The organism is Corynebacterium sp. KPL1818, from assembly GCF_000478135.1.
Classification (GTDB): Bacteria; Actinomycetota; Actinomycetes; order Mycobacteriales; family Mycobacteriaceae; genus Corynebacterium; species Corynebacterium accolens.
The window spans coordinates 709,337-734,796 of record NZ_KI515758.1 but is presented as its reverse complement, the minus strand read 5'-3'; the positions used below and the strand labels follow the sequence as shown (position 1 = coordinate 734,796).

Here is a 25,460-nt window from a genome sequence, read left to right as displayed (position 1 = left end):
ATTCCTATGCTACCCCGCAAGGCGCTACACCTCATCATAATTCCGAAACAATACTTTTATTTTATTCACACCCACCCCCGTGCATGCGCGAGGCGGCGGGGCGGGGGCGGCATCGATAAGCAAAATGCATCTCCGTCACTTTTTTACTAGCGTTGAGCGGGTGTTAAGCAACTTCCTGGCCGTATTCTTCGCGCTCGCCTCCGCGCTTACGGTTGCTTGGGGCACGGTCGTTCGCCACCGCATCGCCCTTGAAGCAGACGATTCAGTCATGCGCTCCGCCATGACCAACCCACTGTGGTGGGTCGGCACCGGCGCGGCCATACTCGCCTACGGCCTCCAGGTCGTCGCCCTGGGCTTTGGTACCTTGCTGGTGGTCCAGCCCATTTTGGTGCTCTCGCTCATGTTTACCCTGCCGCTTTCGGCCTGGTATGCCAAGCGCCCCATGCCCGTGCACGAGACCTTCTGGTCCATCGCGCTCACGGTGGCGGTCGGCGTGATGGTGGTCTACGGCCGCCCCGTTGCCGGCAATCCCCGGCCCGAGTGGAGCCAGTGGTGGCCCGCGCTGCTATTGGGCCTGGCCACCCTGGTCGCGTTGGGCGTGGCCGGCCATAAATTCCGCGAGCAGCGCCCGCTTGCCCTGGGCACTGCCTGCGGCGTCATCTATGGCTTCGTCGCGCTGCTCTCTAAGGCCGTGGTGGACATCTTCACCCACGAGGGCTTGAGCGTCTTGGTGGGCAGCTGGCAGTTCTACGGCCTCATCGGCCTCGCCCTGACCGGCACCGTCGTGCAGCAATACTCCTTTAACGCCGGCCCGCTGGCGCAGTCGCTGCCGGCCATGACCATCTTCGAGCCCATCGTCGCCTTCGGCTTGGGCTATATGGTCTTGGGCGAGAAATTCCTCATCGATTCCACCGCCGGCTGGCTCGTCATGATGGCCGCGCTCGGCGTCATGATCGCCGCGACCATCATTTTGTCGCGCAACCCGGTCAGCCAGCGCAGCTAGATGGCCCACTCGAATACGGCCAGCATATAGGCCGAAAACCAGGCGCCGAAGAGCACCCAGGCACCCACGCTTGCCGATGCCCCCTTCTTGCCCACCCACGGCACCAAAACCACCGCTGCGGGCAGTAAGAGGCGGGGACGGGAGTGCATGATGCCATCGGAAAGCAGCACATTAGCCATCAGCACCGCGGCAAACAGCCAGGCCGGCAGCGGGAGGCGTCCCCAGGCCAACAGCAGGCAGATGGGGGCGGCGATGATTACCGCGGCGCTGAGCAGGTACCCACCATTCGTGGCATTAGACAGCGTATCCGCCACCCAGGACACCGTCGCCCGGCCGCCGTCGAAACCGGAATTCCAGTGCTTTTCCTGCAGGCCAAAGTAGCCGCCGGCGCCGGATAAATGGCGATTGGCCCACAAGATATAGCCGGCTAGGGGCAACGCCGATACCGCCACGCTCAGCCAAGCCCACCAGGTGCGCCACGCCTTAAAGAGCACCATAAGCGCGAAAACCACGATGAGATCCACCGCTGTCAGGCGGACGAAAGAGGCAAGAAAAATCAGCGCCCCGGCCGCAATCCAGCGCTGATCGTGCAGCATCACCACTGCCCAGATCGCGAGCGCGCCGAAGAGCGCCTCCGTATAAGGCATGGCAAAAACGATGCTCATGGGCGCGCTGGTAACCACCGCCGCGCCGAGCACCTGGCCGCGCGTGCCCAGCCCCATCTGCCTAGCCAGCGCCATAACGCCCGCCGCCAAGGCGATGGTGAAAAAGAGGTTGAGGACCATCGCCGTGCCCGCAATATCCGTGCCCAGCAGGTTGCTGACTGCGCGCACCACCAGCGGGAAGCCGGGAAAAAACGCAAGGGTCGTTTCATCAGCCGGGGCATAACCCGCCCCGGCATAACCCGCGCGGGCGATGTCGACGTAGTAGTGGGCGTCCCATTTATTCAACAGCCCCCACAGGGAATCGCCTTGCGCCGCGGCCATCGCCGCGAGCACGCTGAGGCGAATCGCCGTGCCTACAACCGCCACGAGCGCGGCATAAAACCAGCAGCGCAGCGTGGACATCGCTGTAGGGCGGCGGGTGTTAGGAGCGATAGGCACACCAGCATGGTACGCCACGGGCCCGCGCGTCCCGTTGAATGAAATATGTTGCCACGCAGTGAGATTCTCTGTAGTGTGACCGGTATGACATTGCGGTACGACCTACTCCTTATCTGCCGCGGCGGGATTTCGGCCTAAACCTACGGCCAGCGCCCCGTCGCGGAGTCTGGCAATCCTTAGCCCAGCTGGCCGTCGCACTTCCCGACACCAAACACATTAAGGACACCGCACCCCATGTCTCCCAACGATTCCTTCATCAGCGCACCCCGCGAAATCACCACCCCTGCAGGCCCTCCCCGCGAGGGACAGCCCGCCTGGAATAAGCAGCGCGGCTCCTCCATGCCGTTCGAGCGCTACCAACCCTTCTCCGTCGAGGTCGAGGACATCGACCTGCCGGACCGCACCTGGCCGGGCAAGAAAATCACCCACGCCCCGCAGTGGTGCGCCGTGGACCTGCGCGATGGCAACCAGGCGCTGATCGATCCCATGAGCCCCGAGCGCAAGCACCGCATGTTCGACCTGCTGGTACAGATGGGCTACAAGGAAATCGAGGTGGGCTTCCCGTCCGCCTCCCAGACGGACTTCAACTTCGTCCGCGAAATCATCGAAGGCGATAAGATTCCAGAGGACGTCACCATCCAGGTCCTCGTCCAAGCCCGCGAGCACCTGATCCGCCGCACCTTCGAGGCCTGCGCCGGCGCCAAGAACGTCATCGTGCACTTTTATAACTCCACCTCGAAGCTGCAGCGCCGCGTGGTCTTCCGCAAGGACAAGCCGGCCATCAAGAAGCTGGCTACCGATGCCGCCGAGCTCATCAAATCCATCGCCGCCGACTACCCCGATACCAACTGGCGCTGGGAGTACTCCCCTGAGTCCTTTACCGGCACCGAGCTGGATTTCGCCCGCGAGGTCTGCGATGACGTGGTCGCCATCATGGATCCGAGCCCCGAGAACCCGATGATCATCAATCTGCCGTCCACGGTGGAGATGATTTCGCCGAATGTCTACGCCGATTCCATCGAGTGGATGGACCGCAACCTGGCCCGGCGCGATTCCATCTTGATTTCGCTGCACCCCCACAATGACCGCGGCGAGGGCGTTGCCGCCGCCGAGCTGGGCTATATGGCCGGCGCCGACCGCATCGAGGGTTGCCTGTTTGGCAATGGCGAGCGCACCGGCAACGTGGACCTGGTGACCTTGGGCCTGAACATGCTCACCCAGGGCGTTGACCCCCAGATCGACTTCACCGATCTGCCCAAGATCCGCGAGACCGTGGAGTATTGCAACCAGCTGCGCGTTCCCGAGCGCCACCCCTACGGCGGTGAACTGGTCTTTACCGCGTTCTCTGGCTCGCACCAGGATGCCATCAATAAGGGCCTGGACGCGCTGGCCGCAACGGTGCGCCCGGAGGCCAATTCCACCGACGTCAGCTGGGAAGAGCTGCGCGATGCCATCTGGGAGGTTCCCTACCTGCCCATCGACCCGAAGGACGTGGGCCGCGATTACCAGGCCGTTATCCGCGTCAACTCCCAGTCCGGCAAGGGTGGCGTCGCCTACATCATGAAGACCGACCACGGCATCAATATGCCGCGCGCCATGCAGGCGGAGTTTTCCACCGTCGTGCAGGAAATCACCGATACCGAAGGCGGCGAGGTCAATTCCAAGAATATGTGGGACATCTTCGCCACCGAATTCCTGGACCGCACCACCCCGCTGCAGCTGGAATCGTTCGAAATCGACAATATTTCCGCCGAAGATACCGATGCCACCGTCACCGCCACCGTGACCTACAACGGCAAGGAATCCGAGGTCACCGGCACCGGCAACGGTCCCATCGCCGCCTACGCCAATGCGCTGGAGTCCTTGGGCATCGACTTCGATGTCATCGATTACTCCCAGCAATCGCGCTCGGCCGGCGATGATGCCGAGGCCGCCTGCTACATTGCCGCCGACGTCAACCAGAACAAGGTCTGGGGCGCGGGCATCGCCGCTTCCACGACCCGCGCCTCCATCAACGCGATTACCTCCGCAGTAAACCGCGCATTGGCCTAACGCGGGCGCGGCCGGGCATGGTAGAAGATCGACTATGCCTTCTTCTACCTACCTCATCCCCCACCGCGGCCTCGGCGCGGTGCAGGCCTTGCTCATTCACGGTGCATCGGTGAAGGGCACGGAGGAATTTACCGTCACCCTGGCTCCCGGCCAGGAGGGCGGTTTAAGCGTGGAAACCCAAGAACAGATAGGCACCATTAGCGCCGCGGACCGCGCGGAATACCCCGAGATCGACCTGCTTTTTCGCGCCGGTCTCACCCCGGCCGCCACGGCCCAGCCGCATGCCGATGGCCACGTCACCCTCCTGCTTCCCCGCCCCGGGCTCTGCCTGCCAGCGAATAATCCGCCCGGCGGGCCCTATACGATGCTGGGCTACGCCCCGCCCATCGATATCACCGATCTCCCCGCGGATCTCGATATCCCCGCCCAGGCCCGGATGCACGTGCTGGTCAACCTCGTGCCCTCCGCCAACGCCGTCGACGTCTTCTTCGGCCCTAAATTCCTCACCACTCTATCCCCGGGCCCCTCGCTGCCCCCGCTTGCCGATGCCCCCATCCTCGCCCACGCCTACCACGCCCCGCGCGGCAACGATCGTGTGCTGAGCATCTACGCCGGCGACCCGCTTCCCGCCTCCAACGAGGACTCCGTGGCAGTTGCCACCCCCACCACGCAGGCGGCGACCGAGACTTTCGAAACCAGCAGTTTCCGCGCCGTCACCGCCACCCCGGAGCCCACGCGCCACACCGGGTGGTGGGTCACGGCCATAGCCCTAGTCGCCGTCGTGGCGCTGGTGACCGTATTCATCGTCGCGGTTTAGTGTCCACTAAACCGGATTAGGCAATGAAAAGGCCCGGCGCGCCCTGTCCCGCCACAGGAATTCCGGGATACTAGACTTAGGTTGATGAATAACACACCTGGCCCCTCCCCACGGTCGCCGCAGGCTCCTTCGCCGGCGACCATGGCGTCCCAGCATGCGGCTAGGACCCACGCCCAGGCGTCCCCTCACTCCGCAGCCGACTCCACCAACCCTGCCCAGCCGGAGACCAAAGCTGCGGCACAGCAGCGCAAGCCGGGCCCCAACTCCCAAAGCGAATCCAGCACCAGCGTCCCCAACAGCACAGGTATGGCCAAACCAGGCCCGCGCCGGCCTCGGCCGCGTCGCGCCGTCCGTCCCTCCGGCGGTCCTGCAACGCCGAAAACTCCAGCCGGCCCAACCGCTTCGTCTGCCCCGACCGAATCAACCGGATCAACCTCCGCATCCAGCGCGGACAACGCCGCGCAAAAGCAGCCGGAAAAAGCCGAGACCGTCACCAAGCACCCCTACGTGGCCCTCACGCTGCAGACCACGGGCATCCACCCCTCGACCGGGCGCATAGTCACCATCGATGCGGTGGCCTTCGATAATGCCGGCGATATTGGCCAGCGCTTCCACGCCGTGCTCAAGCCGGATATCGACGCCGGCCCGCACCACCTCCACGGGCTGACCGTCGCGGATATCGAGCAGGCCCCTGCTTTTAGCAGGATCCTCAAATCGCTGGATAAGCTTATCGATGGCCGCACCCTCGTCGTCCACGATATCCCCTATACCTGGGGCTTTATCGTCGCCGAGGCCCGCCGCGCCATGATGACCGCCGCCCGCCAAAATCGCGCGCGCAACCGCGGTCGCAACAAGGGCAAGCGACGCCGCCAAAAGGTGGGCCACATGCCCGCCCCCGTGCGCATCATCGATACCTTGGCCACCTCGTATGCGCAAGGCGTGCGGTCGAATGATGTGCGGCTGAGGGGCGTCGCTAAGCAGAATGGCCTGGATGCCGATCCGAAGGCAACGGTGGAACGCGCCCGGCGCCCGGAGCAGGAAACCTCGCGGGAGGAGACGGAGCTGCTCATCCAGCTCTACCAGCACCAGCAGCGCGGCCCGGTGCGCAGCTATGCCCCGGACGATGTCCGCGCCGACCGCTTTGGCCTGCAGCGCTCGCACGTGCGCGTCGATGCCGCCGAAGCCCCCGTGCAGCACCACAACCCCGGCAAGTACGAGCCCGGCAAGGAGCTGCGCCGCGGCATGGAAATCGTCGTGGCCCCCGAAATCCTGGAGGACCCGGACACGATTATCTCCGCCCTCATGCGCGAAGAGCTGAACTATTCGGAAAAGCTCACCCGCGAGGCATCGCTTGTCGTGTGCAATGTCACCACGGATCTCGTGGGCAAAGCCATGCACGCCCAACGCAAGGGCATCCCGCTGATGTCTGATGCCGCGTTTCTCGATGCCCTCACCCGCATCGAAGAACCCACCACTGCACGGCGCCAGCCCCCGCAAAAAAGCGGTGGAAATAACCAGAGCAAGAGCCAGAAGCGGCGGCGCAGGCGCGGCGGGCGCGGCCGGGGGCGGCGAAATTCTGGCGGCTCGGCGCCCAAGAACAACGCCTAGGCCGCTTCCCCGACTACCCTAGGGGGCATGAGTTTTTCAGTCCCGGGTGCCTTGAAGAAGTTGCGCACCACCGCCGCGACATCCGCCGCGAAGCTGGCCACCACCGCTTCCCGCGCCACCGGCCGGGGCGCCGGCGGAATGATCGGCGGCCTTATCGCCAATGCCATTGACCCCTCCATCATGAGCGACTTGGGCGGCGGGCGCCCGGCCGTGCTGGTCACCGGCACCAACGGCAAGTCCACCACCACCCGCATGCTCGCCGCCGCGGTCCGCGCCGAACACCACGTCGCTACCAACGACGGCGGCGATAACATGGACGCCGGCATCATCTCCGCGCTCATGGCCGGCAAGGACGCCTCGCACCTCGTCCTCGAGGTCGACGAGCTGCACGTGCCGCACGTCGCCGATAACCTCAACCCGCAGGCGCTCGTCCTGCTCAACCTCACCCGCGATCAGCTCGACCGCGTCGGCGAGATCAACAAGATCGAGCGCGCCCTCCGCGGCGCCGTGGAGGCCCACCCGGACATGCTGGTCATCGCCAATTGCGATGACGTGCTCATGACCTCAGTGGCCTATGACGCCAAGAACGTCATTTGGGTTTCTGCCGGTGCCGGCTGGCTCGGCGATTCCGTCACCTGCCCGCGCACCGGCGGCCACGTCGTGCGCACCGAGGATGACTGGTACACAGTAAAGCCGCTTGCCGATGGCCGCGAGTTCCGCCGCCCGCAGCCGACGTGGGGCATCGATAAGCATGGCGTCATCACCCCCACCGCAAAGCGCCCGCTCAACCTGGCGCTGCCGGGCCGCGCCAATCGAGGTAACGCGGCGCAGGCCATCGCCGCGGCCGTCGAGGGCTTCGGCGTGGACTTGGACCGCGCAATTGCCGCGGCAGAAAGCATCGATGACGTCGCCGGCCGGTATTCCACCATCCACTGGAAGGGCCGCGAGATTCGCCTGCTGCTGGCCAAGAACCCCGCCGGCTGGCAAGAGGCCCTGTCCATGGTGGACCGCAGCGCCGATGGGCTGGTCATCGCCACGAACGGGCAGGTTGCCGATGGCATCGACATGTCCTGGCTCTGGGACGTAAAATTCGAGGGCTTTAACGGTCTCAGCGTCAAGGCCGCCGGCGAGCGCGGCACCGACCTTGCCGTCCGCCTCGTCTACGCGGATATCACCCACGAGCTCATCCCGGACCCCATGGATGCGCTCGCCGCCTGCCCCGAGGGCCGCATCGAGGTCCTTGCCAATTACACCGCCTTCCGCGATCTGAAAAAGGCCCTGTCCAAGGAGGCTAATAATGCTTAATATCGGCCTAGTGCTTCCCGATGTCCTCGGCACCTACGGCGATGACGGCAACGCCCTCGTGCTGCGCCAACGCGCCCGCATGCGCGGCCTCGACGCCGAGATTCACCCCATCCGGCTTGGCGAACCCGTGCCCGAGACGCTGGATATTTATACCATCGGCGGCGGCGAAGACACCGCACAGATTCTTGCCGCAGAACACCTCATTGCCGATGGCGGCCTGACCCGCGCCGCCACGTCCGGCCGCCCCATCTTGGCCATTTGCGCCGGCTTGCAGGTCCTGGGCGAGTCCTTCCGCGCCTCTGGCCGGGTTATCGATGGCGTCGGGCTTATCGATGCCACCACCGCCGGCATGCAAGACCGCGCCATCGGCGAGGTATCTTCCACCCCTACCGGCGGCGGCGTGACCGCCGATCTCACCGAGCCGCTTACCGGCTTCGAAAACCACCTAGGCGCGACCATCCTCGGCCCGTCTGCCCAACCGCTGGGAACCCTCACCCGCGGCAATGGCAACGCCGACCAAGCCGCCACCGCGGATCTCGCCGATGGTTCCACCCAACGCACCTATGAAGGCGCCGTGCAGGGCAGCGTCATCGCCACCTATATGCACGGCCCCGCCCTGGCCCGCAACCCGCAGCTCGCGGATCTGCTCCTCGCCCAAGCCATGGGCGTCTCGCTCGCGGATCTCGATCCGCTGGACATCCCCGCGGTCGATCGCCTGCGCACCGAACGCTTCAACGCCACCGAACCGCCGCGCTCCCAGCGCTAAACCTGTGGATAACTTCCCCAATTCACGGCCTTCACAACCAAAAAGAGCCAAGTTATCCACAGGCCGGGCGCGGCCGCCTTGTAGCTCCCAGTCCCCAACCCTAGGCTGCGGGGCATGACGTTATTGGAGCAGCTGGGGGACATCGCCAAGCGCGGCGTAGACCTGATTGAAGAGGCCTACGCCGCCGCTGACCTGCCCCTGCCTGCGGACCAAGCGCGCGAGCTGCGTCGCACCGCCGAGGCTTTCCTCGCGCCCACCAGCCACTCGCGCTACCAACGCCGCGCGCTGGCCGCCGCGCGCCGCAACCAGCACAGCCTGGGCACGCTCGCGCTCATCGCGCGCCGCTCCCGGCGGGTGAAGAATCCCACCGAGCGCTGGCGCTTCCGCGAAACGCTGTGCGCCACCGCCGGGACCACCGCCGAAGTGTCCCGCGCCGCCACCCGCCTGCTACGCGACATCGCCCCGCCGCCCGAGCGCGAAGACGGCGGGCGCCGCATCCTGCACGGCGAGAAAACCACGCTGAGCTTTACCGGTCCCGCCGCCGAAATGGCCGATATCTGGGCCACCGCGAAGGGCGATCCCCTCGCCTGGCTCACCGGTTCCCGCGCCGTCGCGCCGGCCAGCGTGACCACCAATGTCATCATCGAGCTGCCGGATTACTGAAGATCCTGCGCGGCGAGGGCTCCGAAGTCCGCCTCGCCATGACCAACGGCGCCACCATCACCGGCGCCGACCTTATCCGCCGCACGCTCGCCGGCGCCGGGCTTTTCACCCTCATCCAACCCGAGGAAGGCCCCGTCAATCTCTACCGCGCCCGCCACGCCTCCGCCAAGCAGCGCCGCATGCTCGAGGCCGAAGGCGCGCGCTGCGCCTGGCCTGCTTGCAGGCGCCCCGCCGCCGAATGCCAAGCCCACCACATCTTCGAATACGCCCGCGGCGGCCACACCCACCCGGCGAATATGTGCCTTTTGTGCCCGTACCACAATTCGATCAACGGCCTTCCGGGGCGCGGGCGGATGGCGCGCGTCAACGGGCGCATCGCCTGGCTGCCGCCGCATCCGCGCCACGCGGACCGCCCAGCCCACCCGCCGGGTTCCGCTGCACCGTCACATTCGGCTTCGCCGCCTGAGCCGAATGCGCCTCCCCCAGTCTTTACTGGCCGCGCCCCACGAGGGCCGACCGCCGCCGTGCCCTAAACCGCAAAACCGCTCAGCTCGAGTAAATCCCGAGCGGCACCGCGGTCGGTGCTGCGGACGCCTAGATGGTCAAGCGCCCCGAGAGCGCACGGGACAAGGTGAGCTCGTCCACGAACTCCAAATCACCTCCGAGCGGCATGCCGGAGGCCAATCTGGTGATCTTTAAATCGGGGAAGTCCCGCAATAGCCGCACCAGGTAAGCCGCGGTGGCCTCGCCCTCCGTGTTTGGATCGGTGGCGAGGATGACTTCGCGGATGGTGGGAGTGTCGTCGTAAAGCGGAGCCTCTGGCGTGGAATCCGCCAGCTCCCTATCCGGCAACACCCCGCCCAGCCGCTGGAGGAGCGTGGAAATATTCAAATCCTTCGGCCCAACATTGGCCAGCGGGTCCAGCGCACCGCCAAGCACGTGGTAGCGGCCCTCGTACTCGCCCGTGCGCTCGATGACCTGGATGTCCTTCGGCTCCTCCACGACGCAAATGGTGGAGGCGTCGCGCTGCGAATTGATGCAAATCCGGCACACATCCTCGCGCGAAATATTGCAACAAATGCGGCAGAAAGTAACGCCATCGCGCACCCCGCCTAAGGCATTTTGCAGGCGCTCGATATCCTCCGGTTCCATGTGCAACACATGAAACGCGATACGCTGCGCCGACTTCGGGCCGATGCCCGGCAGGCGCGAAAACTCATCAATGAGGTCTTGCAGAGGTCCTTCAAACACCACAACTCCCAAAATTACGTCAAGGCCGCGGCCCCGCTATCGGGGCAACGGCCTTTTAAGAATATCGCGCGGTTAGAAGCCGCCGAACATGTCATCCATCGACGGTCCACCCTGGCCGCCCATGCCCTGCGAGAGGGGGCCAATCTTTTCCTGTGCCAGCTTGCCCGCAGCGGCGTGGGCATCCTTAAACGCGCCCATCACCAGGTCCTGCAGCGTATCGATGTCCTCCGGGTCAACCACGGACTTATCAATCTGCAGGTCTACCAGCTCGGCGCCACCGGTCATGGTCACCTTAACCAGACCATTGCCCGCGCTGCCCTCAACGTTGGTGGCCAGGATTTCTTCCTGCGCCTTCTGCAGCTCGGCCTGCACCTGCGCGGCCTGCGCGATGAGGTCATTCATGTCATTAGGTTGTGGGGTGGAATCTTGTTCAGCCATAGCTTTCGTCCTTTCTCAATAGTTTTGCTACCGCCCGAGTCTACCGTGCCACAGTCCTAAACACGGCGTGCGCCTAGTTCCTTTTCCACGATCTCCATCGCCACCTCGGTGGCGCTGCGGTGGTCCATTTCGCCTGCGGACTGCGCGGCTTCGACCATGTCGCGTTCTTCGTCATCGCGGGTATAGGCCGGCGGTTCTTCCGGCGGCGGCTCGTCCGCGGGGCCCTCCGGCTCGGGCGGCAGCGGCACCCCGTTGCTAAATTGCGGCGTGCGCGCGAATTCCTCATCGCGCTGCTTCGCCACCTCGCTTGCCTTGGCGATGCGCGAGCGCCAACCAGGCTTACTCTCCGCCTCCTTATCGTCGCTGGGCTCGCGTTCGGGCGCGTTGGGGTTCCATTCAGGTTTGGTTTGCGGCGCCCGTGGCGCATCGAATCCAGCGGTCTTCGGGTCCGTGCCCACCACGCAATTGACCTCAATATCACGCTGGAATTCCTCCCGCAGCACGTCCACGATGACGGAATTATTCGCCGGCGCATTGATGCGTTCTGCCAGCGCACCGGTGGTATGCCCCAGCGTCAGCGTATTATCGCGGAATCCGAGCACGCGGGCTTCGGCAAGCATGATTTCAGCAACCTTATTCCGCTTGCCGACGCTCCCCCTCAGCTCCACCCATTTCCGCTTCACTGCCTCCACGAAGTCACCGTCATCGCCGCTTGCCGATGCCCCCTGGCCCTGCCCCTCCGACTGCACTGTCGCCTGCGCTGCCTGGGTCTGGCTCTGCCCCTCCGACTGTGCTGTCGCCGCTGGCACCGGTTTCTCCAATGGTTCCCCTTGGCCGTTGCCGCGGGCTGGGGCATTCTGCGGAACCTGGCGCTCCTGGCCCCATGGATCCGCGCCATCGTCAGTTTTTACGTCGTCGCCTGCTCCAGCAGGCGAAGCGTCCTTTTCAGGCACATCGCTAGACTGCGAATCCGTGGACTGCTGCTCAGGCCGCCCAGCCCAATCAGCCTGCGCCGATTGCGCATGCTCCGCGCTCGGTTGTTCTTGAGACAACTCAGATCGTCCCTGATTCTCAGCCCCTGTCGACTCCGTTTGCGCTGGCTGTTCATGTTGCGCCGCCGGTGCTGGCTGCGCAGACTGCTCAGCCGGGGTGGCCTGCGCCGACTGCGCAGGACCCTCATGCTCGCCACGCGATTGCTGCGCCGTTGCCTCCGGTTGAGACGATGGTGACGGTGATGTTGCTTGCCCCGACTGTGCCTCGGTGCCAGCGGCCGCTTGATTTGATTGTTGTGCAGGCACCTCTGAGCCAGTAGGGCCCGTGGCGGCCTGGTTTTGTCGTTGCTGTGGCTCCGCCGGTGCGGTGGAGCCCGGAGCAGGCTGGTTTTGCTGGGCCTGGGACTTTGCGCGGCGCCGCGCGATGATGGCGGCCGCTGCCGACTGCGGGTCTTGGGCCCCCGAAAAGGCGGGGCCGTTTCCCGCAGAGGGTGCCGCCTGGCCCGATTGTCCTGGCTGCCCTGACTGCGCTGCCTGCGCCGATTGTGCCCCTTGGCCGGCCTGGTTGGGCTGGCTTGCCTGTGCGGATTGCGGGGCGCCGCTGGGTTGGGCGGCCTGAGGCAATTGGCCTGGCTGGCTCGCGGCGCCCAGAGCTGCACCCGGCGCCGCGCCGGACGAGGTACCGATGAGCAGGTGTGCGCACATGATTTCGAGCAGCAGACGCGGCGAGGTAGCCCCGGTCAGATCGCTGATGCGGTCATTGACGGTGGAGGCAAGATAAGTCAACTGCGGGCCGGAAAAACGCTGCGCTTGGGCGGTGAGCACCTCGGCGCGGTCGGTAGGCGCGGAAACCAGGCCGGCATCGATGGCGCCCGGCACTGCCTGCAGGATCATCAGGTCGCGCAAGCGGTCGAGCAGATCCACCGCAAAGCGGCGTGGGTCGTGGCCGGCCTCGATGACGTTGTCGATCTGCGCGAAGAGGCCGGCCTTGTCGTTTTCGGCAAGGGTGGCGATGGTGTCATCGAGAAGCGTGACGTCCGTAACGCCCAGCAGCGGGCGCGCGAGGTCATAGGTCAAGCCATCGGGGCCCGCACCGGCCAAAAGCTGGTCCAGTAGCGACAAGGTATCGCGCGGGGAGCCACCGCCGGCCTCAATGACCATGGGATAGACGGCGTCTTCAACCTGCACGCCCTCAGAAGCCACGGTCTTTTGCAGCAGCCCCTTCATCGAAGGCGGGGTAAGCAGGCGGAAGGGATAGTGGTGCGTCCGGGAGCGAATGGTGCCGATGATCTTTTCCGGCTCCGTCGTCGCAAAGATGAAAATCACGTGCTCCGGCGGCTCTTCAACCACCTTGAGCAACGCATTGGCACCGGAGGGGGAAATCATGTGCGCCTCGTCGATGATGAAGATGCGATAGCGCGATTCCGCCGGCGCATAGTAGGCGCGGTCGCGCAGCTCACGCATGTCCTCCACGCCATTGTGCGAGGCGGCATCGAGCTCCGTCACGTCCAAGTTGCCCGGGCCGCCGGGCGCGAGCGACACGCACGAATCGCACTTGCCGCACGGCGTCGAGGTGGGCCCGTGCTCGCAGTTGAGCGAGCGGGCCATAATCCGCGCCGAAGACGTCTTACCGCAGCCGCGCGGGCCGGAAAAGAGGTAGGCGTGGTTGATGCGCCCCGCGTCGAGGGCGGCAGATAGCGGCGTGGTGACCTGCTCTTGCCCCACGACCTCGGCAAACGTTGCTGGACGGTATTTCCGGTATAAAGCCACGGTTAGCCAGTTTACCGGCTAACCCTCGCGCGACCAGTCCAGCAGGTCAATGCCCTGCTCGGCCACGGCTTCCTGCAGCTTGCCGACGCCCTCTTCCACCCCAAACGCATATTCCGCATCCGTCAGCATGACCAGCTGCAGCACGAGCGTCAGGCGGTCATCCTCGCGGTATTGCGGCGTCTGCCCGCCCCAGAGGTACGGGGCGATGAGCAGCCCGTGGTGCACGGACGGCTCGCCGGGGAGATCAAGAAGAGATGGTAGCAAGACGCCGGGTTGCGCGGGCAAGAGGCCGCCCGCCTTCTCCAGCTTCGCGGCGGCAGCCCCCACTGCAGCGGCGACTTCGGGCTGGCCCACGCGCGCTACAGTGACGAGTTCGCAGCGCACATCCAGGCCTTCGGCATCGCTGCGCAGGCCGGTATCGACGTCGTTGAAGGTGGTGGTGAGGGCGAGGGATTGGGCATCGGCAAGCGTGGCTAAACCCAGCCTGCGCCCGTCGACGTACCGGAACTCCAGGGGAGCCGGGATGACCTCGCTGAGCCACACGGCGGATTCGTCGGCGTTGATTTTAGCCCTCCGCCTTTTCGATGGCCGCCAGGAGCACGCAGGTGGCAACGCCGTCGATGGCTTCCTCGATTTCCTCCTGCGGCGGCAGCGACACCGCAAGGCGAATATTGCGGTCATTCTCGTCGCGGCCGTGCGGGTAGGCGGCGCCCGCCTTGGTGAGCACGATGCCGGCATCCTTGGCCAGCTCCCACACGCGGGTGGCGGTGCCGTCGACGACGTCCATGGAGATGAAGTAGCCGCCCTCCGGGTCGGTCCATTCCGCGACGCCGTACTCACCTAGGCGCTCATCCAGAATGCGGCGCGCGGCGGCAAACTTCGGCGCCAACAGCTCGGCGTGGCGGCGCATCAGCTCGCGCACGCCTTCTGCGGAGCCAAAGAACTCGGCGTGGGCGAACTGGTTAATCTTATTCGGCCCGATGCCGCGGATGCCCGCGTGCTCCAGGTACCAGTCGAGGTTGTCTGCCGAGGATCCGAAAAAGCTCACGCCGGAGCCCGCAAAGGTGACCTTGGAGCTCGAGGACATGGCCCAGAAGCGGTTGGGGTGCCCGCCCTGCTTGGCGATGTCCAGCACCGGCAAGACTTCCGGAAACTCCTCTGTCAGCGTGTGTACTGCATAGGCGTTATCCCACACGATGCGGAAATCAGGCGCCGCGGTGTCCATTTCCGCCAGGCGGCGGGTCTTGTCCTCCGAGATAAGTACGCCGGTGGGGTTGGAGAACATGGGGATGAGCCACATGCCCTTGACCTGTGGGTCCTGGGCGAGCTTAGCGATGGCCTCGACATCCGGGCCGTCGTCTTCCATCGGCACCGTCACCAGCTCGAAGCCAAAGAGCTCCGTGATGGCAAAGTGCCGGTCATAGCCGGGGATCGGGCAGATCCACTTGACGGTTTCTTCCTCGCTCCACGGGCGCGGCGAATCATTGGTGCCGAAGGTATAGGACCAAGAAATTAGGTCGAACATGATGTTGAGCGAGGAGCTATCGCCTGCCAGCAAGAGCTCTGGGTCAATATTGATTAACTCGCCCCACAGCTCACGCAGCTTCTTCACGCCCTTCAGGTTGCCGTAGTTGCGCAGGTCAGCGCCTTCAGAATCGGTATAGTTTCCCTCACCCGGCAGCGACAACAGCGCATTGGAGAGATCGAGCTGCGCCTTCGAAGGCTTGCCACGGGTCAAATCCAGCTTGAGGCCCTTTGCCTTCAGTCCCGCATATTCTTCGCGGACTTTCGCGGCAAGTTCTGCCAAGGCGGACGATTCCAGAGTGAGAAGCGACATTAGTATGTCTTACCTTCCATAGTGTGGTGCGACGTTTAGCCACCAATACTAACGCACCCTGCACAAAAAAGGGACCCCGCGCACCCGTCAGAGCCTCCTGACCCTTGCTGCATTCCTGCCCTGGGGGAGTTCAGAGGATGGACGCCACGCGGAATCCTGTCTTTACCTTAACGCCCACGGCCCGCATAAGCCAAATACACCGCCGCCCGACATCGCTTGGGGCGAGGCGGAAGGCTGTGGGGGCATCGGCAAGCGGCAGCAGTTCGGTGAGCGCCGGGTCCTGCCCTACCGAAACCCAATAATTGCCCAAAAATCGGTACTGACCAGGCGATTGGCATTCTAATTGCCACAGCTGCTAATGTTTCTTCTCGGAGGATTCGACTAGCGGCCTATGTCACACGCCTGGAACGCGTGCGGGGTTCACGCCCCTCGTGGGTTCAAATCCCACATCCTCCGCCACTGGAAATCCCGGCTCGAAAGAGTCGGGTTTTTCACATATCTACAGCCTGCTTGTTTAATCCGTGAAAACCCGTCAAAATAGAGATAGTTCCTTTCCCCATAAATTATCTCACTAGGACGCTCTCCCCATGGACTATGTCTTGGCTCTCGGCGAAAACCCCGATTTTCCTTTGTGGCTTCGCGCGACGCACCTCATCAACTTTGTACTCATCGGCATGCTCTTGCGCTCCGGGCTGGAAATGCTTTCTTCCATGCCGCGCCTGTGGTGGCGCAATGACTGCGCCCCTGGCACCGAATGGCTGCGATTTACCAAGCGCAAGCTGCCCAAGGAAGAGGGCGTATATACCTCTTTGATGGACGAGCTTTCGTGGTCACCGGTCGTGGCGCTACCGGGCCGCGAAAACATTGGCCTGGGCCGCCACTGGCACGGCCTTTCGGTCATGCTGTGGGTCCTCAATGGCCTGGTGTACGTCGTGCTGCTCTTTGCCACTGGCCTGTGGCAGCGCCTCATCCCCACGTCCTGGGACATCATCCCGGAGGCGTGGGATACCTTCAAGGTCTATATCAGCCTCAGCGCCCCCGGCATCGAGCACTTCACGCCCTACGATGCCCTCCAGCAGCTTGCCTACGCCTTCGTCATCTTCATCGTCGCGCCCTTCATGATGGTGACCGGTCTGGGCATGTCGCCGGCCATCCGCGTGCGTTTCCCGTGGTTCGTGAAGATGCTGGGCGGCCACCAGGGCGCGCGGTCGCTGCACTTTATCGGCATGGTCTTGATGTCCGCGTTCATCCTGGTCCACGTGGTGCTGGTCTTCTTCGTGCACCGCGAGCACAACATGGTCCACATCGTCTTCGGCGACGTTTCCACCGAGCGCTACATGCAGGCCTTTACCACCGTGGTCATCACCATCGTGGCGGTCATCATCTTCTGGATTGCCCTGTCCTACTGGACCTTGGCGGACCGCGCCCGGGCGCATAATTTCTTGGTCTCGTTCACCGAAATCGGCCGCAAGCTTTCGCTGAACCACTTCCACCCGCGCAAGCCCAAGGAGACCAAGGACTCGCCGATGCCCATTTCCTCCTTCCACTGGACCAACGGCCTGCCGCCGACGGAGAAGGAGTCCCCGGAGTGGACCGAGTACAAGCGCAATGGCTGGGAGAACTACGCCATTACCGTGGCCGATGATGTCAACGGCACCGAAAAGACCGTCACCCTTGAGCAGTTGCGGGAGCTGCCGCAGACGTCCTACATCGCCACGCATACCTGCATGCAGGGGTGGTCGGCGACCTCCAAGTGGGGAGGGCCCAAGCTTGCCGATGTCCTCGAGCTACTCTGCCCCCGCCCCGAAGGCGCCAACTACGTGCTCATCGAGTCCTATGGCTTGGCGCAAAAGATGTACGATAACCGCCCGCGCGAGCCTTTCTACGCGGCCTTCGATATCGAGACCGCCATGGAAGATCAGTCCATTTTGGCGATTTCGCGCAATGACCAGGACATCGATCTGCACTTGGGCGCCCCAGTGCGCGCCCGCGTGGAGTCGAACCACGGGTATAAGGCCGTGAAGTGGGTATCGCGCATTGCCTGGATTGGTGATTACGCCGACTACGGCGATGGCCGCGGCGGCACCCGCGAGGATTCCGCGCTCCAGGCCTTCAACGGCCGCATCTAGCATCGAAGGATTAGAATCTGTTTCTATGACCGATAAATCTTCTGTCACCGAAACCCGCATCGCCATCGAAGGCGTCCGCAACGACAATGACGTACGCAAGTGCCTGCAAAAGCTCTACGGCATCTTTGCCGATACGGGAATGGGCCAAGCCACCTTCGAGATGACCGGGGAGGCCACCGCGGATGTCGTCATCAAGCACTCCGAGTCCGTCACGGTGAACCCAGAAGTCATCGATGCGGCGGTGCGCAAGGCGGGGCCGTACCGCCTCGCCTAGTCGATGCGCGGCGGCTCGTAGCCGTCCTCTTTAAGCCACGCGATATGCGGTGGGGTATTCATGCCCCACTCGCTGCGCGCCCAGGCAAAGGTCTGGCGCACCTCGGCCTCGGAATAACCGCCATCGCGCAGGTACTGCCGGAAGCCATTCGGCCCGGAATCCTTGATCCAGAGCCAGACGTAGTCGTCGAGGGAGTCATCGGCAAGCAAGCTTTCTAAGCCCGCCGGAACGAACTCGCGCTCGGCGCGCACGCGGTCCGCTAAGTCCTCATCGAGGAAATCGTAGAGGTAGTCCATCGCGTCCTCGAGCTCGGCATAGTGTCGTGGGTCCATGAGCTAAATCTCCCGGTGATTGGTGCCGATGACCATGCGGTCGATCTCTTCCAGTATCTCATCCACGATGGCCGGATTGAAGGCCCGATCCTTGCGCAGGGCTAGGAGCTCGCTCTGGGCGGCGTTGAGCGCGGTGCGGCGGGCCTCCAGCGCGACACGGCGGGCCTCCTCGGCGCGCTGCTTGCGCTCGTCGTTATTCTCAGCGGGGTTTTCGCCATCGCCCAGGCGGTCCTCGAACCACTGGATGACGTTGGCGGAAATTTCCGGATCGACCGTTTCGGCCTCGCCGGTGGCATCGTCCTCGGGGCGGAATTGCGATAGCGCATCGATGCTGGCGGCGCGCGCCCGCGAAACCACCGCGGCGCGCATCTTATCGTTGGCGGCCTGCGAGGCCTCGGTGAGATCGAGCTGCCGCATCAACCACGGCAGCAGCAGGCCGGGCAGCACCATGGTGACCAGCAGGACGGTCAGGGCGATAACGGCCAGCTCGTGGTGGAAGGCGAAGACGCCGGTGGGAATGGACAAAACCAGCGCCAAGGTCACCAGGCCGCGCATGCCGGACCAGGTCATCAGCAGCACCTCCTGCATCCGCAGCGGGGCAACGTGCGGGCGCCCGCGCGAGACGTTGAGGCGGTAGTAGAAGAACATCCACACAAAACGCACCACGAAGGCCACCAGCGAAAGGATCACGCCGACCATGACGGAGTGCCACAAATCCGAGCCGACCTCCGCGATGGCGGTATTAACCGTCAGCCCGATAAGGCCAAAGGCGACACCGGTAAACAGCAGCTCCATGGTCTCCCAGAAAGACTGGCCGGAAAGCCGGTCCTCGGCCTGGATATCGGCGCGCGAGTTGAGCTCGACGGCGGCGATGACCACGGCGATAACACCAGAGGCCTCCAGCTCCTCGGCCACGAGGAAGGTGGCAAAAGGAACCACCCAGGTCAAAGCATTGCGCGCGACCACATCGTGGACGTGTGTAATAAACAGCGCCGTCAGCCGCCCGATGAGCCAGCCAATGGCAAGCGCGACGACGGACGAATAAAGGAAGCTCAGCACGCCGCTGCCAAAGGAAATATCCCCGCCCTGGGTCACGGCGGCGAGCGCAAGGTGGAAGGCGACGATGGAGGCGGCATCGTTAAACAGCCCCTCCGTTTGCAGCGTGGTGATGATGCGGCGCGGGATGCCGGCGGGCTCGGCCACCGCATCCACAGCCACGGGGTCCGGCGGGGCGATGGCCGCGCCGATGAGGATGGCGGCGGCGATGCTAATTCCTGGCAGGAATGCGTAGGCGGTCGCGCCCACGGCGAGGGTGGTGGCGACGACAAGCAGCACGGACAGGCTCAGGATGGTCACCCACTGCCCGCGAATCACGCCCCAGGACGTGCGCCGCGCCAGCGCCCACAACAGCGGCGGCAAGAAGATGGGAAGGATGAGCTCGGTGGGGATGTCGAATTGCGGCAGCCCCGGCACGAAAACGGCGCAGGCGGTAATAATCGTCAGCAGCGCGGGCCAGGGCAGCCCGACCCTATCGCCGATCGCAACGACGAAGACGGTCAGCAGCATGAGCCCGATGAGAACCAATAAAACTTCCATGGGCTCGATAATATTACGGACGCCAAATATACGGCTCGCGGCTCAATTCCTCCGGCCGGAATTGCGCGAGGAGCTCGGCGGCGGTCTCCGCCTCATAGCCCAAAGACTGCGCCAGCTGCTTGACGATGCCCCTCTGCTCCCCCATATCCCGCATCGTCACCGCGCCATCGCGCTTGGCCAGGCGCTTGCCCGCAGCATTCAGAACCAGCGGCACGTGCACGTAGGTCGGCGGTGCAATCCCCAATAGCGAGGCCAGGTAGGCCTGGCGCGGGGCGGAGGATAAGAGATCGTCGCCGCGGACCACCTGGTCGATGCCCTGGTAGGCATCATCCACAACCACTGCCAGGTTATAGGCCCAGCCGCCGTCCTGCCCGCCGCGGCGCAGGATGAAGTCATCGACGTCACCGGTGTAGTCGCCGTGCAGCGCGTCGTGGATGGTGAAGGTGGAGACATCGGCACGCAGGCGCAGCGCCGGTTGGCGATTCTCGGCGGCGAGCTGGGCGCGTTTGGTGGCACGTTGGGCATCGGAAAGCGCACGGCAGGTGCCCGGATACTGGCCGGGGATGGCATGCGGGGCGCGGGAGGCCTCGCGGATATCCTTGCGCGAGCAGTAGCACTCGTAGACCGGCAGCTTCTGGAGCGCCGCGGCGTAGGCGGCATCGCGATCCTGCTGGTAGATGACCTCGCCGTCCCACTCCAGCCCCAAGGCCGCAAGGTCCGCGAGCTGGCGCTCGGCCGCCGCGCGGGAGGAGCGCTGCTTGTCGATGTCCTCCACCCGCACCACAAACCTGCGCCCCGTCGAGCGCGCGTAGAGCCACGCCAGAAGCGCCGTGCGCAGGTTGCCAAAGTGCAGATCGCCGGAAGGGCTCGGGGCATAGCGGCCCGCCCCGGTGGTCGCGGAATTCATATTCCCAGCATACGGTTTGGCACAATAGTGGGCATGGAAAAATCCCCCTCCTCTCAAGTGCGCTTCATCCCTGTTCATTCCACTCTCTATCCCTGGCTCGTCACGATTTTCGTCGTGACGTTTTTGATTTCTAATATCAACGCCACCAAGGGCGTCCAGCTCGGCCCGCTCGTGACCGACGGCGCCTTCTTCCTCTTCCCGCTGGCCTATATCGTCGGCGATGTTTTGTCCGAGTGCTACGGCTTCAAGTCCACCCGGCGCGCCATCTACATCGGCTTTGCGATGGCCCTGCTCGCCGTGGTGTGTTTCTACATCGCCATCTGGCTGCCCGCGGCGGATTTCTATGAGGGCCAGGAGGCCTTCGCCGCCACGCTGGGCCTGGTGCCGCGCATCGTTTTGGCCTCCCTGGCCGGCTACCTGGTGGGCCAGCTGCTCAACGCGTGGACGCTGACCGCAATGAAGAAGCGCAGCGGCGAAAAGGGCCTTTTCTCCCGGCTGATCGCCTCCACCGTGGTGGGCGAGTTTGGCGATACCTTGCTGTTTTGCGCCATCGCCGCGCCCGTCATCGGCATCGACACCACCAGCGGGTTCATCAACTACGTGGTGGTGGGCTTTGTGTGGAAGACGCTGATTGAGGTCGTCCTCTTGCCCATTACCTCCACTGTTATCAAGCTGGTGAAAAAGCGCGAGGATTACCGCGCCTTCGACGCCGCGTAGTAGCGGCCCAGGAATTCATCGCGGTAGTCCTCGTAGTAGCCGCCGTTGATGGCGGCACGGATATTATCTACTAGCCGCACCATGAATTCCACGTTGTGGATGGTGCACAGCGTGCCGGCCAAAAATTCCTTCGCCTTGAGCAGGTGGTGCAAGTAGGCGCGCGAGTAGTTCTCCGTCACGTAGCCGCCGAACTCCTCGTCTACACCCTTAAAGTCCCGCTTGAACCGCGCATTGGTGAGGTTGAGGCGGCCATCGAGCGTGTAGACGCCGCCGCGGCGGGCCAAGCGAGTCGGCGCGACGCAGTCGAAGGTATCGGCGCCGGCTTCGACCGCGGTGAAGATGTCATCGGGCTCGGAGATGCCGAGAAGGTGGCGCGGTTTATCGTCCGGCAGTTCATCGCAGACCCAGCCCACGATGGTGCCGAGGTTCTGCTTTTCCAGCGCGCCGCCGATGCCGAAACCGCCGAAACCGCGCTGGCCCTTCTCCCGCGCGGCTCGGTCTAGGTCCAAGAGGCCGCGGGTGGCCTGGCGGCGCAGGTCCTCGTATTGCGCGCCCTGCACCACGCCCCACAGCGATTGCTTCGGGCGGTGGTAGCGCTCGCGGGTAAGCCGGTCGTGTTCCTCCAGGCACCGCTGCGCCCACCGGTGCGTGCGGGCGACGGATTCTTCCTGGTAAGTGCGCGAATCAATGAGCGTAGTCAGCTCGTCGAAGGCGAACATGATGTCCGCGCCCAGCCCATGCTGAATCTGCATGGACTTTTCGGGCGTAAAGCGGTGCTTGGAGCCATCGATAATCGAGCGAAAGTCCACGCCTTCCTCATCCACCTTGGCCATGCGCTCCCTTTTCGCGGCGCGAATATCCTTTTCGGTGAGATCCGCCAAGTCCATGGCGATGACCTTTTTAAAGCCCACGCCCAAAGACATCACCTGGAATCCGCCGGAATCGGTGTAGGTCGGCCCGTGCCAGTTCTCGAATTTCGCCACGCCGCCGGCCTCGTCCACGATGTCGTGGCCCGGCTGCAGGTAGAGGTGATAGGCATTGGACAAAATGGCCTGCGTTCCGGTGGCGCGAATCTGCTCCGGCGTCAACGTCTTCACCGTGGCCTTGGTTGCCACCGGGATGAACGCCGGGGTGGCGATATCGCCGTGCGGGGTGTGGATAACGCCGCTGCGGCCATGCTTGCCGGGGCCTTCGGGCAGGCGCTTATCGATGTCGAAACTTAAGTCCTTCATTCCTTTTCTTCCTCTTCTTCCCTGGCCTTCGCTTCCCATTCTTCCTCAAGCGCGGTGCCTTCGATGTCTACGGTGGGCAGAATCTTATCCAGCCACTTGGGCATCCACCACGTAGCGCGGCCCATGAGGAACATGGAGGCGGGGACGAGGGTCATGCGGACAAAGAAGGCATCGAAAAGCACGCCCGCCGCCAAGGCAAAGCCGAAGATCTGGATGAACGGCAGCGGCTGGTTGATAAAGGCCACGAAGACCGAAATCATGATGATGGCCGCGGCCGTCACCACGCGCGCGCCCTGGGTAAAGCCGGTGATGGTGGCCTCGTCGACGGCATTGTAGGGCCCCGACGTGCCCTTCGGATGCCGCGCGATGTGCTCGCGCATGCGGGTGACTAGGAAGACCTGGTAATCCATGGCCAGGCCGAAGGTCACGCCGATGAGGAAGATCGGCATGAACGATAGCAGCGGGCCAGGGCCCGGGACGAGGCCCCACAGGCCGTCTTGCCATACCAGCACCGTCAGGCCGAACGCGCCGCCAACCGAAAGCAGGAAGCCCAAGCCCGCCACCAGTGGCACCAGGAGGGAGCGGAAGACGACGAGCAGCAGCACGATCGCAAGTCCCACTACGATGCTGAGGTACGGCGCCATCGCATCGCGCAGGCGCTCGGTGATGTCCAGCTGCACGGCGGTCAGGCCCGTCAGGCCAACTTCGGTGCCGGTGGTGCCTTCGATTTGCTTCGTGGCAGAGCGCAGGGCGTGCGCGACATCGATGGTTGCTGCCTCCGTCGGCGAGGTCTCCGGGGTCACCATGATTTGTGCCGCGCGCTGGTCATCGCTGAGCGAAACGATTTGCGCGTGCTTTACCCCGCCGAGCGTCTTCAATTGATCCGCGGTGTAGAGGAAGGACGCGAGCGCCGCCTTATCTTCGGCACTCTTTGGCGCAGCGGCGTTTTCTTTGTCCTCGACATCGGCTACGGGGGCGATATCCGGCTCCGCGGGTTGTTCGCCGGGGTGGTCCGCGGGGTGCTCACCGGGCTGTTCTGCCGGTTGTTCGCCTGGCTGGTCGGGCGCTTCGTTGGGCGCGGGCTCAGGCGCTTGGTCGGCCGGGTGCTCGGCAGGGCCTTCGGCGGGCTCATCGCCGGCGCCTGCTTCGGCGTCGTCGTTTCCGCCCTGGGCCGCCACCAATGGGGCGAGCGCGGCGGAATCGGCGTTGATGGTGTGGGCATCGACAACCGCGAGGAACGGCCCGTTGATACCGGGGCCGAAGCCCTCGGCCAGCAGGTCGGCGGCCTTGCGCTGGGTGGTATCGGGATTCGAGGTGGTATCGGCAGGCAGCGCCAAATCCATGTGGAGCACGGGGGCGGTCATGGCGCCGAGGGAGAGGACGACGAGGGCCATCGCCAAGCCGGGCACCTTTTGTACCAGCCGTACCCAGCGATTGCCCATGGTCGGGCCGCGGCGCGCCTTGCCCTTGCGGGAAGAATTGCCGGCCACGCCGGGGATGCGGCCGGCAAATGCCTTGTCCCCCAAAAGTCCGAGCATCGCGGGGATGAGCGTGAGGGAGACCAGGACGGCGATGGCCACGGTGGCCGCGGCGGAAAGCCCCATGGCGGTGAGGAATTCGATGCGCGCAATGAGCAGGGCAAAAAGCGCGGTAAAGACGGTGGTGCCGGCGAAGACCACGGAAGAGCCCGCCGTTCCTGCCGCCATACCGGCGGCCTCTGGGGCGGACATGCGGGCCCGCTCGGCGCGGTAGCGGGACAGGATAAACAGCGCATAGTCGATGCCCACCGCCAAGCCAATCATGATGGCCAGCACCGGCGTCATGTTATTGAGCTCGATCCAGTGCGTGGTAATCATCATGCCGCATGCGCCCAGGCCAACCCCGATGACGGCCGAAATCAACGGCATTCCGGAGGCGACCAGGGAACCGAAGGTAAAGATGAGCACGAGGAAGGCCACGCCCAGGCCGATGACCTCGGAGGTGGAATTGACCCGAATCTCATCGCCAAACCCGGCACCGCCGGCCTCAACGGTAAGCCCCTGCTGCCTGCCAATATCCATCGCTTCCGTCACGATGTCCTTATCGGCCTGTTCCACGCTATAGGGCGATTCGGCATCGAAGTTGAAGGTGGTATAGGCAATGGTCTCGTCTTCGTTGACCATGGCGAGGTTATCGGCATCGGCACGCGCGGATGATTCCGGCAGCCCCATCTCCGTGAACTGGTGGATGACCTCGTCCTGCAGCCGCGGCGAGACCTCAAGGGGGTTGCCAAAGCGCATGGTATCGCCCATCTCCAGGTTGTCCTCGAGGTGGGAAATGACCGCGTTGATGGTCTTGTCATTGGCGGGATCCGAAAGCTTTTGGCCCTCCGGGGCCTTGAAGACCAGGTTCACCGACGGCGAGTTGGCGGGATTGCCGCCTTCCGGGAAGAGGTCCATCGTCTTGTAGGTGGCGTCGATGGACGGGGTGCCTTTGATAGCGAACTCGCTCGTCATCGGTTTCATCAACAAGGCGGTAGCGCCGCCGGCGGCAGCCAGCAGGACCACCCAGGTGACGATGACCTTCCATTTATTAAGGAATGACCAGCGCCCGAGCCGGTAGAGGAGTTTAGCCACGGGAAATGTACCTTCGCATTCGCGTAGTCGGACGGATTTAACTTCGCCCTAGT

General features: G+C 64.2%; 22 protein-coding genes, 1 tRNA gene and 1 other RNA gene. 12 read left to right on the top strand and 12 right to left on the bottom strand.

Annotation, left to right across the window (positions count from 1 at the left end):
• Positions 1 to 160 precede the first annotated feature (160 nt).
• Positions 161 to 1,003 (top strand): DMT family transporter, encoded by an 843-nt coding sequence (locus HMPREF1261_RS03385; protein WP_034653341.1) that lies wholly within the window; start codon positions 161 to 163, stop codon positions 1,001 to 1,003.
• On the opposite strand, the gene HMPREF1261_RS03380 is transcribed toward HMPREF1261_RS03385, so the two are convergent.
• The gene (locus tag HMPREF1261_RS03380) at positions 1,000 to 2,106 is read right to left on the bottom strand and encodes a hypothetical protein (RefSeq protein ID WP_232207980.1); all 1,107 of its coding nucleotides are present in this window, start codon (positions 2,104 to 2,106) and stop codon (positions 1,000 to 1,002) included. The genes HMPREF1261_RS03385 and HMPREF1261_RS03380 overlap by 4 nt on opposite strands.
• A 234-nt stretch (positions 2,107 to 2,340) precedes the next feature.
• Between HMPREF1261_RS03380 and leuA the strand changes: the two genes are divergently transcribed.
• The 7 genes from leuA (at position 2,341) to HMPREF1261_RS12965 (ending at position 9,850) form a co-directional block, all read left to right on the top strand.
• Positions 2,341 to 4,158, top strand: a complete 1,818-nt coding sequence (gene leuA / locus HMPREF1261_RS03375) for a 2-isopropylmalate synthase (RefSeq protein WP_023029984.1) — start codon at positions 2,341 to 2,343, stop codon at positions 4,156 to 4,158.
• A gap of 34 nt (positions 4,159 to 4,192) precedes the next feature.
• Positions 4,193 to 4,975 (top strand): hypothetical protein, encoded by a 783-nt coding sequence (locus HMPREF1261_RS03370; protein WP_023029983.1) that lies wholly within the window; start codon positions 4,193 to 4,195, stop codon positions 4,973 to 4,975.
• Positions 4,976 to 5,281: 306 nt separating this feature from the next.
• Positions 5,282 to 6,583: an exonuclease domain-containing protein gene (locus tag HMPREF1261_RS03365; RefSeq protein WP_369707757.1), complete on the top strand. Its 1,302-nt coding sequence runs from the start codon at positions 5,282 to 5,284 to the stop codon at positions 6,581 to 6,583.
• A gap of 27 nt (positions 6,584 to 6,610) precedes the next feature.
• Positions 6,611 to 7,888: a MurT ligase domain-containing protein gene (locus tag HMPREF1261_RS03360; protein ID WP_023029981.1), complete on the top strand. Its 1,278-nt coding sequence runs from the start codon at positions 6,611 to 6,613 to the stop codon at positions 7,886 to 7,888.
• Entirely contained in the window at positions 7,881 to 8,654 is a 774-nt protein-coding gene (locus tag HMPREF1261_RS03355) for a type 1 glutamine amidotransferase (protein WP_023029980.1), read from the top strand. Before HMPREF1261_RS03360 ends, HMPREF1261_RS03355 begins: the two co-directional genes overlap by 8 nt.
• Positions 8,655 to 8,768: 114 nt before the next feature.
• Positions 8,769 to 9,317 carry a hypothetical protein gene (locus HMPREF1261_RS12970; protein WP_023029979.1) on the top strand — a complete coding sequence of 183 codons (549 nt, stop codon included), beginning with the start codon at positions 8,769 to 8,771 and terminating at the stop codon, positions 9,315 to 9,317.
• Between the two features lie 38 nt (positions 9,318 to 9,355).
• Entirely contained in the window at positions 9,356 to 9,850 is a 495-nt protein-coding gene (locus tag HMPREF1261_RS12965; RefSeq protein ID WP_023029978.1) for an HNH endonuclease signature motif containing protein, read from the top strand.
• Positions 9,851 to 9,911: 61 nt separating this feature from the next.
• Here HMPREF1261_RS12965 and HMPREF1261_RS03345 read toward each other — a convergent pair whose 3' ends face one another.
• The 6 genes from HMPREF1261_RS03345 to ffs form a co-directional block, all read right to left on the bottom strand.
• Complete coding sequence (locus HMPREF1261_RS03345; RefSeq protein ID WP_023029977.1) at positions 9,912 to 10,568, bottom strand: recombination mediator RecR; 657 nt, start codon at positions 10,566 to 10,568, stop codon at positions 9,912 to 9,914.
• A 72-nt stretch (positions 10,569 to 10,640) separates the two neighbouring features.
• Positions 10,641 to 11,006 (bottom strand): YbaB/EbfC family nucleoid-associated protein, encoded by a 366-nt coding sequence (locus tag HMPREF1261_RS03340; protein WP_023024999.1) that lies wholly within the window; start codon positions 11,004 to 11,006, stop codon positions 10,641 to 10,643.
• 56 nt (positions 11,007 to 11,062) lie between these two features.
• Positions 11,063 to 13,768, bottom strand: coding sequence for a DNA polymerase III subunit gamma and tau (locus tag HMPREF1261_RS03335; RefSeq protein ID WP_034657877.1), 2,706 nt, complete (start codon positions 13,766 to 13,768; stop codon positions 11,063 to 11,065).
• 18 nt (positions 13,769 to 13,786) lie between these two features.
• Complete coding sequence (locus tag HMPREF1261_RS03330; protein WP_023016566.1) at positions 13,787 to 14,311, bottom strand: suppressor of fused domain protein; 525 nt, start codon at positions 14,309 to 14,311, stop codon at positions 13,787 to 13,789.
• Positions 14,312 to 14,333: 22 nt separating this feature from the next.
• Positions 14,334 to 15,605, bottom strand: coding sequence for an aminotransferase class I/II-fold pyridoxal phosphate-dependent enzyme (locus HMPREF1261_RS03325; protein ID WP_023029975.1), 1,272 nt, complete (start codon positions 15,603 to 15,605; stop codon positions 14,334 to 14,336).
• Between the two features lie 64 nt (positions 15,606 to 15,669).
• Positions 15,670 to 15,766, bottom strand: an RNA gene (gene ffs, locus HMPREF1261_RS12365) — signal recognition particle sRNA small type.
• A gap of 209 nt (positions 15,767 to 15,975) precedes the next feature.
• Here ffs and HMPREF1261_RS03320 point away from each other — a divergent pair.
• From HMPREF1261_RS03320 to HMPREF1261_RS03310, 3 genes are all read left to right on the top strand, one after another.
• Positions 15,976 to 16,064: transfer RNA gene (locus tag HMPREF1261_RS03320), tRNA-Ser, on the top strand.
• A 128-nt stretch (positions 16,065 to 16,192) separates the two neighbouring features.
• Positions 16,193 to 17,734 (top strand): molybdopterin-dependent oxidoreductase, encoded by a 1,542-nt coding sequence (locus HMPREF1261_RS03315; RefSeq protein WP_023029974.1) that lies wholly within the window; start codon positions 16,193 to 16,195, stop codon positions 17,732 to 17,734.
• 25 nt (positions 17,735 to 17,759) lie between these two features.
• On the top strand, positions 17,760 to 18,008 hold the full coding sequence (locus HMPREF1261_RS03310; protein ID WP_023016563.1) for a hypothetical protein: 249 nt from the start codon (positions 17,760 to 17,762) through the stop codon (positions 18,006 to 18,008).
• Here HMPREF1261_RS03310 and HMPREF1261_RS03305 read toward each other — a convergent pair.
• From HMPREF1261_RS03305 to gluQRS, 3 genes are read right to left on the bottom strand one after another with little or no spacing between them, the layout of a single operon-like run.
• A complete protein-coding gene (locus tag HMPREF1261_RS03305; RefSeq protein WP_023029973.1) occupies positions 18,005 to 18,340 on the bottom strand; it encodes a hypothetical protein in 336 nt (111 codons plus the stop codon). The two genes, HMPREF1261_RS03310 and HMPREF1261_RS03305, sit on opposite strands and share 4 nt — an antisense overlap.
• A gap of 3 nt (positions 18,341 to 18,343) precedes the next feature.
• A complete protein-coding gene (locus HMPREF1261_RS03300) occupies positions 18,344 to 19,936 on the bottom strand; it encodes a sodium:proton antiporter (protein ID WP_005276438.1) in 1,593 nt (530 codons plus the stop codon).
• Between the two features lie 13 nt (positions 19,937 to 19,949).
• Entirely contained in the window at positions 19,950 to 20,843 is an 894-nt protein-coding gene (gene gluQRS / locus HMPREF1261_RS03295; RefSeq protein ID WP_023029972.1) for a tRNA glutamyl-Q(34) synthetase GluQRS, read from the bottom strand.
• Positions 20,844 to 20,876: 33 nt separating this feature from the next.
• On the opposite strand from gluQRS, the gene HMPREF1261_RS03290 reads away from it, so the two are divergent.
• On the top strand, positions 20,877 to 21,560 hold the full coding sequence (locus HMPREF1261_RS03290) for a queuosine precursor transporter (RefSeq protein WP_023029971.1): 684 nt from the start codon (positions 20,877 to 20,879) through the stop codon (positions 21,558 to 21,560).
• On the opposite strand, the gene tgt is transcribed toward HMPREF1261_RS03290, so the two are convergent.
• Both tgt and HMPREF1261_RS03280 read right to left on the bottom strand, forming a co-directional pair.
• Entirely contained in the window at positions 21,536 to 22,792 is a 1,257-nt protein-coding gene (tgt, locus tag HMPREF1261_RS03285; protein WP_023029970.1) for a tRNA guanosine(34) transglycosylase Tgt, read from the bottom strand. The two genes, HMPREF1261_RS03290 and tgt, sit on opposite strands and share 25 nt — an antisense overlap.
• On the bottom strand, positions 22,789 to 25,407 hold the full coding sequence (locus tag HMPREF1261_RS03280; protein ID WP_023029969.1) for an MMPL family transporter: 2,619 nt from the start codon (positions 25,405 to 25,407) through the stop codon (positions 22,789 to 22,791). Before HMPREF1261_RS03280 ends, tgt begins: the two co-directional genes overlap by 4 nt.
• Positions 25,408 to 25,460: the final 53 nt, after the last annotated feature.

Bases quoted from the DNA above. Each gene is read 5' to 3' on its own strand.
- leuA (WP_023029984.1), top strand. From the start codon at position 2,341: ATGTCTCCCAACGATTCCTTCATCAGCGCACCCCGCGAAATCACCACC.
- HMPREF1261_RS03370 (WP_023029983.1), top strand. From the start codon at position 4,193: ATGCCTTCTTCTACCTACCTCATCCCCCACCGCGGCCTCGGCGCGGTG.
- HMPREF1261_RS03365 (WP_369707757.1), top strand. From the start codon at position 5,282: ATGGCCAAACCAGGCCCGCGCCGGCCTCGGCCGCGTCGCGCCGTCCGT.
- HMPREF1261_RS03360 (WP_023029981.1), top strand. From the start codon at position 6,611: ATGAGTTTTTCAGTCCCGGGTGCCTTGAAGAAGTTGCGCACCACCGCC.
- HMPREF1261_RS03355 (WP_023029980.1), top strand. From the start codon at position 7,881: ATGCTTAATATCGGCCTAGTGCTTCCCGATGTCCTCGGCACCTACGGC.
- HMPREF1261_RS12970 (WP_023029979.1), top strand. From the start codon at position 8,769: ATGACGTTATTGGAGCAGCTGGGGGACATCGCCAAGCGCGGCGTAGAC.
- HMPREF1261_RS12965 (WP_023029978.1), top strand. From the start codon at position 9,356: ATGACCAACGGCGCCACCATCACCGGCGCCGACCTTATCCGCCGCACG.
- HMPREF1261_RS03340 (WP_023024999.1), bottom strand. From the start codon at position 11,006: ATGGCTGAACAAGATTCCACCCCACAACCTAATGACATGAATGACCTC.
- HMPREF1261_RS03325 (WP_023029975.1), bottom strand. From the start codon at position 15,605: ATGTCGCTTCTCACTCTGGAATCGTCCGCCTTGGCAGAACTTGCCGCG.
- HMPREF1261_RS03315 (WP_023029974.1), top strand. From the start codon at position 16,193: ATGGACTATGTCTTGGCTCTCGGCGAAAACCCCGATTTTCCTTTGTGG.
- HMPREF1261_RS03310 (WP_023016563.1), top strand. From the start codon at position 17,760: ATGACCGATAAATCTTCTGTCACCGAAACCCGCATCGCCATCGAAGGC.
- HMPREF1261_RS03305 (WP_023029973.1), bottom strand. From the start codon at position 18,340: ATGGACCCACGACACTATGCCGAGCTCGAGGACGCGATGGACTACCTC.
- HMPREF1261_RS03300 (WP_005276438.1), bottom strand. From the start codon at position 19,936: ATGGAAGTTTTATTGGTTCTCATCGGGCTCATGCTGCTGACCGTCTTC.
- gluQRS (WP_023029972.1), bottom strand. From the start codon at position 20,843: ATGAATTCCGCGACCACCGGGGCGGGCCGCTATGCCCCGAGCCCTTCC.
- HMPREF1261_RS03290 (WP_023029971.1), top strand. From the start codon at position 20,877: ATGGAAAAATCCCCCTCCTCTCAAGTGCGCTTCATCCCTGTTCATTCC.
- tgt (WP_023029970.1), bottom strand. From the start codon at position 22,792: ATGAAGGACTTAAGTTTCGACATCGATAAGCGCCTGCCCGAAGGCCCC.